Raw genomic sequence first — 13,202 nt, 5'->3', positions numbered from 1 at the left:
GGTCGGGTCGCCTATCCCCCGGGGCATCTAGCCCTTCCAGGTGAGGATCATCCAGAGATCGGTGACGGTGCCCGGGTCGAAATGGAGTGTCGTCTCACCCACGGCCGCGGGTGGTGTGATGTTCACGAGCTGCCCCGTAAACAGGCCGCCGAGTGCGTCGTCCCGGCTGAGGGCGTCGCTGGGCGCCCCGTCCTCGGGTCCCGCGTGCACGGTGATCGTGTCGGCGTCGGCCGGTCCTCGGGCCAGCAGCAGCACACTCACGGTCTCGCGGGAGTGCCCGTGCGACCAGTACGGGTAGTGCTCCTCGCGCAGTGTGACGGCCAGCCGGGGCCGGCCTCTGTCGTCCGCGGCGAAGCGTGCCCACTCGCTGGGGAACTCCATCCGCATCGCGTAGAGCCGGGCCATGCCGCTGGCCTGCGCATGCTCGATCTGCTGCCGGAGGTGGCCGACGGCCTGGTGGCGCAGCGCCGCGCCGCCGTCCCGGGCGGTGTACCGAAGGTGCACGACGACGTCGGATATCGTGTCGTAGTCAAACTGGCGGAAGTCCGCAGGAAGTTCGACCCGCCAGGTGCTGATGGCGCCGACGCCTTCAAAGGGCAGCGGTCGGTCGTCGGCCGCCGAGCCGACGAACATTCCGTCGTCGTCCCGGGCGGTGCTTGTCACGATGGCCTGGATCGCGCCGGAGTAGTCCTGGAAGCGTTCGTCGGAGTCGTCGTGACGCGGGTAGTCGGCGCCGGTGGCCACGGTGCGGACCGAACTGCGCAACAGGGAGAGGGTGCAGTTCACGCTGGTGTACGGGCCCGTGACAGCGGGGATCGACACGCTCACATGCCTGAGTCGGCGCAGATAGTGGCCGGGGCAGTCCAGGTCGAAGTAGGACTCCGGGATCGTGATCTCGCAGGTGCCGGTCTCGCGCAGCCGGACGAGCGCCAGCGGGTCGAGCTGGTTGACCGACACATGTCGCACCAGTTCCAGTTCTCGGCGGCGGCTCTCGTGGTAGGCCACTTCCAGCCGTCGCAGGTCGAGCGCGAGGGAGTCGGCCACGAGCAGGCCCTTGCGTCCGGCGTTCCAGTAGTCGCCGCCGACGAACTGTACCGCGTCGAAGTCAGGCTGCATCAGCTCGCGTTTGAGGGTCAGTTCGGCCTTGCGGGCGACGTCGAGCGCGAAGCGGTAGGAGTCGAAGTAGATACGGGTCAGCTCACCCTGCATCCAGCCGTAGAGCTCACCATTGGTGTACTTGTCCTTGAGCAGGGCCTCGGTCCCCTTCAGGTCCGCGATCTGGGAGCGGGAGTTGAGGTACTCGCGGTGGGCAGCCTGTTCGGCGATGACCGAGCCGAGGATCTGGCGTCCCAGGTGCATCAGCTCGTGCGCGGCGAGGTTGCTCTGCAGCATCCATTCGTCGGCACGGCGTTCGTAGGACGCCGTGCGCGCCGCCATCCCGGCCTGGTCCTGTTCCCAGGCCGCCTTCGTGCGGATGATGGCGGCGGCGATCTTGCTGACTTCTGACAGTTTGACTCCGCCGAACACCTCGCTGTGCAGGCCCAGGCCCCAGAAGTGCAGGTCGACGTCGATGTCGGGGATCATCCTGACCACGGAGGCGACGGTGTCGAGGACCGAGGAGGCCAGGTTCAGGTCACGGGCCGCCGGCAGGTGGTCGTTGAGTTCCTTGTCCTCGTTGACGGTCAGGTTCAGCCGGCCCGGGCTCGACGCGCCGGCGCTGGTGGTCGGGGAGCCTTCTCCGGCGAGCTTCAGCCGCGGGTACAGCTCCAGCGGCAGCGGTTTGTCGAACTGCAGGACCAGTTGCAGGTAGGCGGCGTCGAAGTCCTTCTCGGTGGTCAGCTTGGGCTCGTCGTCGGGCTTGATTGGCCGGGGAACAACCGGGAGGTCGAACTGGGAGGCTCCGGGGTCGGCTCCGAGCAGGCGCAGGTGGTAGCGGTAGCGCTCCAGCGCGATGTTCCGGCTGCGCACCAGCGCGTTCGTGGACTCCTGCGCCTGCTGCCAGGCCAGGTAGCGCACTTCCTGCGTCCGCTGGACGATCTTCAGCTCCTGCCCCTGCCGCAGCAGGGCGATCGCCTCGGCATCCTCCTTCTCCAGCGCGGCCAGCAGGGCGTTTCCCAGGGCGCGTACGTCGTCGCAGAGGCCGCGGGCCAACTGCAGCAGCGTGCCGCCGCGCACCGGGCCGGCCGGGGTGGCCGCCGCAGTGGCGACGGCACCGGTGTCGATGCCGGCCGCGGCGGCCTTGACCCGCAGGCCGGGCTCGATCGCGGGCTCGAACAGGGCGAGTTGCCGGGCGGCACCTTCGAGGTTCATGCAGTTGCGGATCTTGTACAGGCGGTCGTTCACGCGGTCCCAGTAGGCGAGCATCCGCTGGTTGCGCGGAACGCAGAAATAGGGCGCCCGGGTGATCCAGTCGTACGAGGCCTCCGAGCTGCCTGGCGTCGGTGACGGAGGTGCGGGGGCGAGGTTAAACGGGAACTGGCTTTCCAGGTCGACCAGGACGTTCCCGATCTCCTGCAGATGTTCGCGCAGTTGGAGGAAGCTCATGGCCTCCCGTTTTCCCTGCGCCGGGAGTTGCTCCGGCCGCGGTCCGAGGATGTTGGCGGCGAGGACGTAGCGCTGTGTCGCCTCGTTGACCGACTCGGCGGTGTCCTCCCGGAACATGCTGTCGCCCCAGGCGATCAGGTTGTCCAGGTACTTCATCACCACCTGGTACTGGTAGGCGACGGGGCGGGTCGCCGCGACGCGGTGCGGTTCGAAGGGGAACCGTCTGATCGCGCCATAGCCCTGCAGCAGGGTGTTCTTCGCGATGATGTCCCCGGGTTGCAGCTTGTCGTCGGGCGTGCTGAGCAGCGTCACCACCTGAATGATGTTCTGCGTCTCGGCCTGGCCGCGGAAGGCCAGGAACTTCCAGTAGCGCGCGGGGCCCTGGACGCTGGTGTCGGTGCTCGTGGGATCGAAGATGTAGTGGAACCAGCGCTGCGCCTCCGCGAAGCGCTGGTTGTTGCTCAGGTGCACGGCGATCGACAGGGGGACGTGGAAGAGCAGTTCCCAGTTGTAGTTGGCGTACGACCCTCCGGGTCGCACGTCGATGTCCTTGGGAAACGACGTCACCAAGCCGCTCGCGGCAGGAGTGTAGAAGCTCTCGAAGAAGTGAGGGTCTGCCAGCTTCTCCTGGAATTGCGGGTCGAGCAGGCCGGCCAGCGAACCCTTGTTGAGGCGCTCGATCAGCTCCCCCACGTACGGATGGAAGAAGTTCTCAAACGTGTAGGTGAAATCGCTGGTGAGGGCGGCGTCGCCTGCCGCCCTGGCGCCGAGCCGTACGTCCCTGCGTTCGTGGAAGCCAGGGCTGCGTCTGCGGTCAGTCACGAAGCGGCCTCCTGGTCAGGTTCTCGGTGTCCGGTTTTCTCACGCGTCCAGTGGGGGCGATCTCCACGTCACCGTGTATGAGGTTGCCCGGCGAGTCGATGAAGAAGTTCAGGGGCATGCCGGGCACTGCATCCACCGGCGCCAGGATCCCGGGGATCGGCTCCGGAATCGGCTCAGGGATGGGCAGCCCGAAATGCGGGCTGTCGGTGAACGTCGAATGCAGCGGGATGCTCCTCACGTAGAAGGCATGCCGGCTGTCGCTGAAGAGGAACGGGGCTGCCCATGGATTCTGGATCAGGCTGTGCTGGTCGCCGTCGGGGAAGTAGCTGATGTGGAATGGCGAGGAGATCCGGTACGCCGAGCGGTCGCGCACGACGATGACGTCCCGTGAGGAGACCTTGCCCTGGTCAGCTTCGGTGTAGGAGATCCGCAGGGTAGGGCTCGACGCGTCGATGTCGCGGACGAAGCGCGCGAAGTTCTCGACGTCCAGGGGCTCCTGTGCCCGGTCCTCCTGGCGTTCGGGCAGGCTGTGGGTGTTGTAGAACAGGAACGAGCTCTTGCCCTGTCCCCAAATCCGTACGCGCAGGGCGTCGGATTCCAGGGTCTCGCCGAGCACGAGCAGGTCGCGTTTGAACGCGCCGTCGCCGGAGGCGTCAAACAGCTTGCCGAAGCCGGTCGGCAGGGCGATGTCGGAGGTCTTCGGCGGCTGCCAGCGCCCGTTGTAGTACTCGCTCCAGCACAGCGCGGCCTGCGGGGACACCTTGATATTCTGCGCGCCCTGGCCCTGCACCTGGCCCATCGTGAGCGCGGTGAGGGGCCTGTCGGCCAGCTCTGGGGGCGTCGGCTGCAGGGGCGGGTTGGTGCTCATCACCTTCAGCCAGAACAGCAGCCGCCGACCTTTCCACACCACCGGCGTCACCGGGTTGTCCTCGATGTCGAGGCCGATCTGCTCCCATGCCGTCCAGGAACCGGCGGCCCGCTGGCGGTAGTAGTACTTGCGCTGGGCACCCGGGGTGCGGGCGATCACATGCGCGACGTCGTCGCCGGAGTCCTTGTCGCCCTCGTCGTAGTGGATGGCGCACGGTTCGAGCTTGGCGACCTCTTCGAGCCGCGACAGATAGCCAAGCAGGGCGGTGGAGGCCGTCTCCTCATTGATGTCGCTCTGCAGCAGCTCGCTCAGGGCCTGACGGAAGGCGGGCGACTGGTCGGTGCGCAGCTCGGGTTCGAGCCAGTTCTCCGGCCACAGGAAGATCTGCCGGTTGGCCTCCCACAGCCGGTAGCGCTTCATCCAGGCCCACCGGGAGGCGTCGAGAACGGCGGCGGGGAGCTCGGGGTCCAGGTTCATCAGTGCACGTTCGACGAAGAGCTGCACCGCCGAGGTGGCGTTGCGTACGCGCGAGGTCTGCATGCACGGTTCCATCTGCACGTCCATCAGAAAGAACTCGAACAGCTTGTCCGCGGTGTCGATGTGGGCGGTGACCGGCCGCGATCTCAGCTCACGCAGGATGTACGCGACCAAGGCGTCCCGGCGGCGGGCGCGCAGGGGGTCGTTGACGGACTTGAGCACGTCCAGCCAGCCCGATCCGTGCCGGGCGCGCAGCGCGGACTGCATGAGCTGCACGGCGTCGGCGCCGGGGTCGGGGGTGATGGCTCTGGTCAGGGTGTCGATGGAGGTGCCGAGTGTGGCGGCGAGCGCCATCGCGTCGGCGACCTGCCGCAGTACAGCGACATCGCCCAGGGCGTCGGCATGGAGCTCACGATGCGCCAGCAGCGCCGCCAGGGAGCCCGGGTCCCATCCGGTCGTGCGGATCAGCGCCGACTGGCCGTTATGGAGCAGTTCACCCGGCGAGTGCAGGAGCGCTGCCAGGGCCTGGCCGTCGAGCTTCAGGGCCGTGCGCAGGCGGGCGAAGTCGAGGAGCGCGTCGAGGACCGCGCCCAGCTGCGGCTCGCCGGAGCCCGCCAGCACGGGCAGTGCGTTGAGCCAGCCCGCCGCGCCGACCGCCAGCCGCTCGACCCGGGCCAGATGCGCGATTCCGCCGGTGCCTAGCGAGAACTCCTCGGCGAGAGCCTTGGCCGCGAGGTACCGGGCCAGGATGTCGCGAAGCCCGGCGACCGCCGCTGTTCCGAAGAGCCTTTCGGGCGGGACGGGCTGCCAGCCCTGCCCGGCGCGCTGCCAGTCCAGGGCAGGCGGCCCGGTCTGCGCACCGTTGACCGTGACGGCGATAGCGACCGGCCGGTTCGCCTGGAGCGCGACGGCCTCCCGGGTACGGAACCAGTCGCCCTCGGCTACCAGTTCTGTGTCGGTACCGCCGAGCGTGAGCTTGATGCCGGTGCCCGGGCCGGAGCGCACCCGGATCTGGTGGCGGGCGCTCTCCGTAACATCGATGAACCCGCTGTACACCGTTGACGCAGCGCTGGGGGTGTCTTCCAAGCCGGTGTCACCCGCCTTGAGCAAGGCAGCGAGGGCCGCCTCGCCCCCGCTGCCCGGTGCGTGCAGGGCCCGCGGATCAGTCAGCAGCGCCTCGGCCAGGGCGAGCGGGGTTCCCGTCGCGACCACGACAGCCGTCAGCGCCTCGGTGCGCCGCCGTTCCTCGCGCACGCTCGCCAGGACCGTGCGCAGAAGAGTGCGTCGTCGGGCCGCCGGTGGGTCGGCGGACGTAAAATAGGAGACGAGGAATGCCTCGACATTTGGATACCGCGCCAGAGAGTGGTCGATCGCCGCTCCGGCCTGGGCGAAGCCGCTGTCGCGGGAGCGCCGGTCCTCGCTCATCGCGAAGAGCGCGTCCACGGCGACGGCGAAGGCCTGGCCCGTACCGGGCACGGCCTTCAGCGCGTCGCGCGTGGCGGCGGCGAGCGGTCCGGCGAAGGAGAGGCGTCCGCGGTCGGCGTCGTAGGCGATGCGGCACCCGGCTGCCCTCACCACGGCCTCGGCCAGCGCCGAGGCGCCCTGCCGGTAGGGGACGTCCACCGCGGTCGACCGGCTCAGCAGGCCGGTGAAGGCCTGTGCGGCGTCGGGCCCGAACGGTACTGCCAAGAGCGTCTGGATCCGGTCGTCTGAGGTGGACTCGTCGGCGTCCAACTCACCGTCCACCGCGGCCGAGCGGGCGCGCAGGCCACGCAGCAGCGCCAGAGCCGTGTAGTCGTCCGGCTGGGACACGTCCGAGGTGATCGCGGGCGGCCACAGGGCCGCGAGGGCCGCCGTCGGCGTGGTGCCCACCGCTGCCAGCGCGTCCAGCCGGGCGAGCAGCTCGATCATTCCGGGCTGCGGAGCACCGTCCCAGGCGAAGGGGGCGATGCCGGTGAGCTTGAGTAGCCGGTTCAGCTCACGCTGAGCCAGCCCCAGCAGCTGCGCGAGCCAGGCCCGGCGGTGCGCGGCGCTCACGGTCGCCAGCGTGAGCGCCGTCCGGTCGTCGAAACCCAGCCCGTCGAGCAGCGCCGTGAAGTCGTCCGCCGACACGTTGAACGCGGCTCGCAACGCGTCCGCGTGGACGAGGAACCGCTGGGCGGGATCCTGCAGAACGTCACCGAAGCCGTTGTCGGCAAACGCCGCACTGTCGGCGCCGCCGGTCGAGAACAGCCGCCGGAACAGCGAGTCGGGGCCGTACGTCTCCAGGTCGGCCCAGCAGGCGAGCAGATGTGGCAGGTGCTCGTCGGGGTTCAGCGAGCGCTGCTTCATCACCGCCACAACGGTGCCCAGTCGCTCCAGAACTGTGGCGACTCCGGTGTCCAGCCCGGCCGGGCTCGGCTCACCGCCGTCCTGGACGCCTTCGACGCCCGGCGGGAACAGGGCGGTCAGCGCGCTGTCGGTCTGCTCGATGCTCCAGCCGAGCTTGCGCCACAACCGTACGAAGCGGACCAGGCGTAGCGCGTCGATGGGCCGCAGGGCCGCGCCCGCGGGATCGGGGTCGGCGTGGCGCACCCGGAACTCGTCGAAGGCCGGGAGGACATGTGGGCCGGTCGTCCCCGCCGGAGGCGCAGGCGGCACCGTGACCAGGAGGCGCATGATCCGCCTGTGGTTGGACTCGTCGGTGGCCCAGGCCGCCACGTTGCCGCCGTACGCGCTGCGGTCGAGGTCGGGAGGGAGCATCGCGTCGAACTGGGCGACTGGCAGCGTGCCGGCTTTCAGCCGCTTGAGGTCGGTGAAGGAGACGTTCAGGCGGGCGATGCGCGGCCTGAGCGTGACACTCGGGTTCACGAACCGGGTGTCGAGGACGCGCACGACCTCGTCGTACGTCAGGCTGAGACGGCGCGCCCAGGTCCGTATGGAGGACAGCTCGTCCAGGATCCGCGATGCGGGGATGGCGTCAGGGTAGCCGAGCAGTTTCTGCAGCGGCAGAGAGCTGTCGGTCAGCAGGAGCGCCTCGGGCGGGGAGACGCCGACTCGCTCACGCGCGATGTCCCGCAGACCGTAGCCGCCGGGGTTGGCGGGCTTGTCGTTTCGGCGCAGCGTCAGCATGGCGTCGGCCAGGGGGACGCCCAGCCGTGCAAACAGCGCGCGCAGGGTTTCCAGCGGCTTGTGGAACGGCAGCGGGGGCGGAAATAGTGCGGTGCGCAGGGGCTCGTACGCGGTTTCGTCGACGAATTCCGCCTGAGCGAGGAGTTCTTCGGAGGGTCGGCCGGTGGGCGTGCTGTGGCCGGTGAATCCCTCCAGCGAGAGGGTGTGCGCGACGTAGTACTCCAGCGTCTCGTTCACCAGGTCGATATGGGGTACGGCCGTTTCCGTGTTCTCGCAGTTCAACGGGAGATTGCCGATGTCGGGGCGGCGTGCCAGCAGGACGGCCAGGGGGTTCTTGACCCCGGCGGGCAGATCGATGGGGCGCAGGTCGATGAAGTGAAGGAGGTCGACCAGGTACGCCGCCGGGCTCAGCATCGATTCGCAGTGCTCGCAGGCACCGACATTGAGCGAGCCGAACAGCCCCTCCAGGGTGGGGTTGGCGACCACGCCCGCCGGTGCGTCGGAGTGGGCGAAGGGCTCGACGATCGGCTCGTCGAGTCCGAGCGGCGGTGCCAGGCGGGCGGTCAGGAAGCCGGCGGCGATGTTGGCCACCGTGTCGGAGATCTGCCGGGCGCGGGCGTGGACGGCACGGGCATCGGACTCGCCGAGGTCGCCGGAGCGCGATGCGACGAACTCCCCTTCGCCCAGCCTGGCGATGGCGGTCGCGGAATCCAGCCGGTTGGTCAGCAACACGGACAGGGCGGTGTCATCGGGGGTGAGCTGGTAGACGCGCTGCAGGCGCTTGATCGCGTCGAGGGTGCGGGGGTCGTCGGGCGCCGCCACGTCGTCGTTGCGGGAGATGAACCGCTCGACGGGCTCCACGCCGAGTTCGAAACGGCCCAGGTGCTCGGTGAGGAACCCTGCGACGGTGTCTCGGACTTCGGGCTCCGGGCTCACCGGCAGGTCGCCCTCGGAGACCTTCGCCGCCACGGAGGCGGTGGGGAAGCTCGTCCGGACCTGGGCGGCGAGGAAGTGCGCGTAGTTAGTCCTGCGCTCTTGCGGTGCGGTCCCGGGGACGGCGTCCGGCACGGTGTCGCCGAGCACGTCCAGCCAGCGCTCGGGCCGGAAGTACGAGCGCCGGGCAAGGTCTTCGGTGGTGGTCAGGGGGCCGTCGGGGTGCTGTTCCTCCGCCGTGTGCAGGGCGTTGATCAGCGGTGCGTTGTTCAGCGTGAGCACGGCGAGCCGTCCGTCTAGCTGGAGCCGGCGGCGGGTTTCCGGGCCGAACGAGGACTCCACGCTCTCCCAGAAGGGCCCGCCGCCTTCGGGCGCGGCAATCTGAAGCCGGGCGAAGGCGCGCTTGTTGTCGTCGTCCGCGGGGAACGTGCGGTCGAGCAGGTCGCCGCAGGACGACGTTCCGGCAGGGTTCGCCTGCAGGATCCGGCTGACCGACTGCTCCTCGAACGCCGTCAGGGCGGCCGGGAGTTCGGCCTCGACGGCGCGGGGCACCACGCCACGGTCGATGGCCTCGCGCCAGACGGCCTCGATCTTCCCGACGCCCGTCCGGTACAGCAGCGCTTCGGAGGCCGGAAGTCCCGCACGGAGCAGGGCGTAGAAGAGCGGGGCTGCGATGGTGCCCCCGCCGTCCTCGGACAGCTGGTCGGCCTGCGCCGCCATCGCCACGGCGCGTGCGTCCCATCCGGTCTTGTTCGCGAGGTGGGTGACGTCCTGTCGGGTGTCCGACTCCTCGATGACGCCGAAGCGGCCGGTGACGAACGGCTGGATCGAGCGCGACAGGGCCTCGTACTCACTCTCCAGGGCAGTCGACGCGGGCTCCACCTCGACGTCCAGGCGCACCACTGGTGCCGTGGCCCCGTAGGCCACCGCGGACTGGCCCACGAACGTCGCCGTGTCGTCGTCGCTCGTCCACACCCGTGCCTGGAGGTCGGGCGCCGGTCGCGCAGTGTCGGCGACTTCGGCTCCGAAGGCGCCGCTGTCGTCGGTGAGTGCGGAGGCGACCCGGACGTCCTGCCCCACGCGGCAGTCGACGATCTCCACGAAGAGTCCGGCGGATCCGGTGCGGCCTGGGGCGAACACCCGTCCCTCCGCAACGGGGCGCGGGTCGGCCGGCGGGGGCGGTTCAACGGGATTCATGGCTGGCTCGCTCCTGCCTCATCGGGGTCGGCGACAATGGATGAGCCCACTTCGGGTCGCTCTTCAGGGCGGATGAAAGTGCGCCCGAGCGGCACGGGTTCATCGTCTGCGAGGGCCGGAGCAGGTTCGTCCTCCAGAAAGCCGGGCACGTCGCCTAGGCCGGTGACCTCAAGCCCCTTGAGGCGTGACTCCGAGTCCTTCTCGAACACTCCCGACTTCTTGTCGGGCACGTCCTTGAGATCCTTGAGATCTTTTTCCTGCTTCGGAGTGATCGTGTCTGGGTCATCCTTGTTATCCTTGCTGTCTTTTTCCTCCTTGCCGTCCTTCTCGTCCTTCTCGTCTTTCTGCTCCTTGTCGTCCTTGGCGTCCTTGTCTTCCTTGTCCTTGCCGTCCTTGTTCTCCTTGTCGTCCTTACCGTCCTTGCCATCTTTGTTGTCCTTGCTGTCCTTGTCGTCCTTCTGGATCTTCTGCTCGGCGGCGTCCGGGTTGTCCTTGTCATCCTTGTCGTCTTTCGCGTCCTTGGCGCCCTTCTCGTCCTGGATCAGGAAATCCCGGAAGAAAAGGACCTCCTCGTCCCAGTAGGGCGGCAGAACGTCGAAGACGGCCCCGAAATTCGGGTCCTGGCGCGATCTGGTGATCCAGACCGTTCCCGCGACCCGCTGATCGCCGACGGCCAGCTTGGCGATCGACCGCATCGCGTCCGCGTCGCGGCAGTCGTTGATCACGTGCACCCTGCTCCACCGCAGCCCCTTTGCCGGCTTCCACCAGTCCGGCACACCGGGGCTCACGTCGGGACGGCAGGCGTCGCGCGCCTCGAACCGCGTGCGGTAGAGCAGGACGCCCGCCTCCCAGATCTCCAAAAAGTCGGCCCCCAGACGCTGCACCCACGGTCGCCCCGGCTCGTTGTCCGGGAACTGCGCGACCTGGATGAACAGCTTGTAGCTCTGTTGACGGACGGCATGCGCGTAGCCGGCGTAGTTGTCCGGAATGCCGATCACGCTGCCGGGACGTTGAGGATCGGTGCAGTCGACCGGGCCCGAGTCGAGGTAGATCCCATCGATGTGCTCCTCAAAGAGCGTCTGCCAGGCGTTGATCTGATCGGCTACCGCGGGGACCTTGCGTCCCGGCCTGAGCGGGTCCTCGAGCAACGCGGCCTCGGGGCCGACGCGGAGCTTGCCGCCTGCGACATAGACGCGCCCGAAGACGAGCTGCCCGGCGGCCCGGCATGCGTCGAACTTGGCGCGCACGGCGCTGCGTTGGCCCGGCCCGGCGGCCGTGGTCAGGTCGATCCGGCTGTAGAGCTGGTCGGCGACGACCAGCCGGACGACCGCGCCCGCACCCGCGACGCGGTCCCACTGTTTCATCGCCCAGTCCCAGTCGGCGTGGGTGCCGTCGGCGTCGATCACCCGGCCGTCGAAGGGGAAGTAACCCCACACGGCCATCCGGGGCCCGGTGAGCTGGGGCGGAACGGTCGGGTTGGCCATCAGGCGACCTCCGCCTCGTGAAGCAGCCGGGCCACAGCTCCGGCGATGTCCTGTCCGTGACGGTCGTAGAACGTAAACGCAGGCGAGGGATTGACCTCGAAGCAGTACCAAGCCGCGTCGGGGGTCAGCCGCAGGTCGATCCCGGCGAGCGGGAGATCGAGGTCAGCGGCCAGCTCACGGCACCGGTCGGACAGGTCGTCGGGCAGGTCCGCAGGAGACAGCGACACCTCCACACCCTGCTTGGCCGCATAGCGGTAGTCGTCGGCCTGGGACTCGATGCGCGAGCAGAACACGTCGTCGCCGACGACGTGCACGCGGTAGTCGACGCCGGGCACATGCTCCTGGAACTGGGTGGGGCACCAGGCGAGGTCGTCGAGCCGGTCGTCGCCGGGCCTCAGCTGCGAGACGATGCTGCGCACTCCGCTCACCGACTTGTAGACGACGCTGTCGTATCTGGCGGCAAAGGCACGGGCTGCGTCGGCGTCCGTGGTGATGAGGGTGTCGGGCACCTGGAAGCCATGGGCCCGGATCGTCGTGGACTGGCGTGGTTTGGAGCCGTTGCCGGCCATCCGGCTCGGGCGGTTGAGGACACGCGCTTCGGTCAGCTCGCACCACAGCCACAGGCTGTCGTCGAACTCGGATGCGTGCCGGCACTCGTTACTGTCACGCCCCGCTCGGGCGATGTCGCCGATGCGCCAGGAGTCGTACGGGCGCACGTAGGCCGCGGTGACGTCGGCCAGATCGACCTCAAGATCACCCATCGTGATCACGGCGCGAATGGCATCGTCGACATCGACACGGATCCCGGAATCGAGAATCGCCCGCTGGTCAACGAAGGCCACCGGGGCGCCGAGGCGCTGGAGTTCGGCGCGCACCCGCGCCAACGGGCTGTCCTGGAGCAGGCCCCACAAAAGGATCACGGCGTCACACTCTCTCGGTGGGCGCCGGGCACCGCCGCGGTGCCGGAACGGTGGAAGTAGTCGAGCATTGCGTCGGCGACCTGAGGGTCGAACGCGTTGGTCCACGGGTGGGCGTCCACGAACCTGACCTCGGAGCCGTGCTCCTCGAAGAACGCCGTCAGCATCGGGACACCGGCGGCCTCCGTCAGCGCTTCGGCGAACTCCGTCAGAGCGCGTTCGTCACCGCCGATGCACCGATCACCGATCACGGTCACCTGCATCGCGGGCTGCCCGGCCGGTGCAGCGGGTGCCCCGGCATCCGAGGAGGCGGCAGGCCGCAGGTATGGCGGCACATCGCGGCCTCGCGGGCGGACCGGCATCCCCAGACGCCGCGCGGTCATGGCCCACTGCTCGCTGCGCCATCCCGGACCGCACAGGCCGGCAGCGGCGGGCGGGTTGAGGACCGGGCACGACAGCACCGAGAGCCAGTAGTTGAGGAACGCCGACATCTCGGCGGCGGCATAGTCGCGGTCGTCCGGCTGGATTCTCCTGACCTCGCCGGAGGTCACCGCAGGAAGGCGCGTGACCACACCGGTCAGCTCACCGACCTCGACCACCTCACCGTGAACGACTGCACGCGAGGCCGCCGGGTCCTCCGTGAACACCCGCCAGCCCGGGCTCGACAGGTCGTCGGGCGTGAGCAGGCGGGCCTGCTCAGGTCCCCATGTGTTCACCAGTCGGTGCGCGCCGGCGTCGCGGCGCGAGGCAAGCACGAGGATCATGATCTGACCTCCCGGGTCGGACAGGTACGGGGGTTCGCACCGCGTCGTCGGCGCGTGCTCATCTGGGGACCTGGATCACGTACAG

The 13,202-nt window shown here is 69.0% G+C and carries 5 protein-coding genes; all 5 read right to left on the bottom strand.

The genetic code is table 11. From position 1 onward, the window contains the following. Positions 1 to 27: 27 nt before the first annotated feature. Genes FNH04_RS48855 through FNH04_RS02680 form a run of 5 tightly spaced genes read right to left on the bottom strand, consistent with a single transcriptional unit; the run spans position 28 to position 13,117 of the window. Positions 28 to 3,366 carry a Tc toxin subunit A-related protein gene (locus FNH04_RS48855; protein WP_152779929.1) on the bottom strand — a complete coding sequence of 1,113 codons (3,339 nt, stop codon included), beginning with the start codon at positions 3,364 to 3,366 and terminating at the stop codon, positions 28 to 30. Continuing rightward, the gene (locus FNH04_RS02695; protein WP_152779927.1) at positions 3,359 to 9,952 is read right to left on the bottom strand and encodes a neuraminidase-like domain-containing protein; all 6,594 of its coding nucleotides are present in this window, start codon (positions 9,950 to 9,952) and stop codon (positions 3,359 to 3,361) included. The genes FNH04_RS48855 and FNH04_RS02695 overlap by 8 nt, the downstream gene beginning before the upstream one ends. Further along, a complete protein-coding gene (locus FNH04_RS46315; RefSeq protein WP_194236518.1) occupies positions 9,949 to 11,436 on the bottom strand; it encodes a hypothetical protein in 1,488 nt (495 codons plus the stop codon). Before FNH04_RS46315 ends, FNH04_RS02695 begins: the two co-directional genes overlap by 4 nt. Next, positions 11,436 to 12,356, bottom strand: coding sequence for an ATP-grasp domain-containing protein (locus tag FNH04_RS02685; RefSeq protein ID WP_322722519.1), 921 nt, complete (start codon positions 12,354 to 12,356; stop codon positions 11,436 to 11,438). Before FNH04_RS02685 ends, FNH04_RS46315 begins: the two co-directional genes overlap by 1 nt. Further along, positions 12,353 to 13,117: a hypothetical protein gene (locus FNH04_RS02680; RefSeq protein WP_152779925.1), complete on the bottom strand. Its 765-nt coding sequence runs from the start codon at positions 13,115 to 13,117 to the stop codon at positions 12,353 to 12,355. The genes FNH04_RS02685 and FNH04_RS02680 overlap by 4 nt, the downstream gene beginning before the upstream one ends. Between the last annotated feature and the right edge of the window lie 85 nt (positions 13,118 to 13,202).

The sequence above is a fragment of the Streptomyces phyllanthi genome, from assembly GCF_009377205.1.
Lineage (GTDB): Bacteria > Actinomycetota > Actinomycetes > Streptomycetales > Streptomycetaceae > Streptomyces > Streptomyces phyllanthi.
Note: the sequence above shows the minus strand (reverse complement) of the source record. Positions and strands in the feature narration are given on the sequence as shown.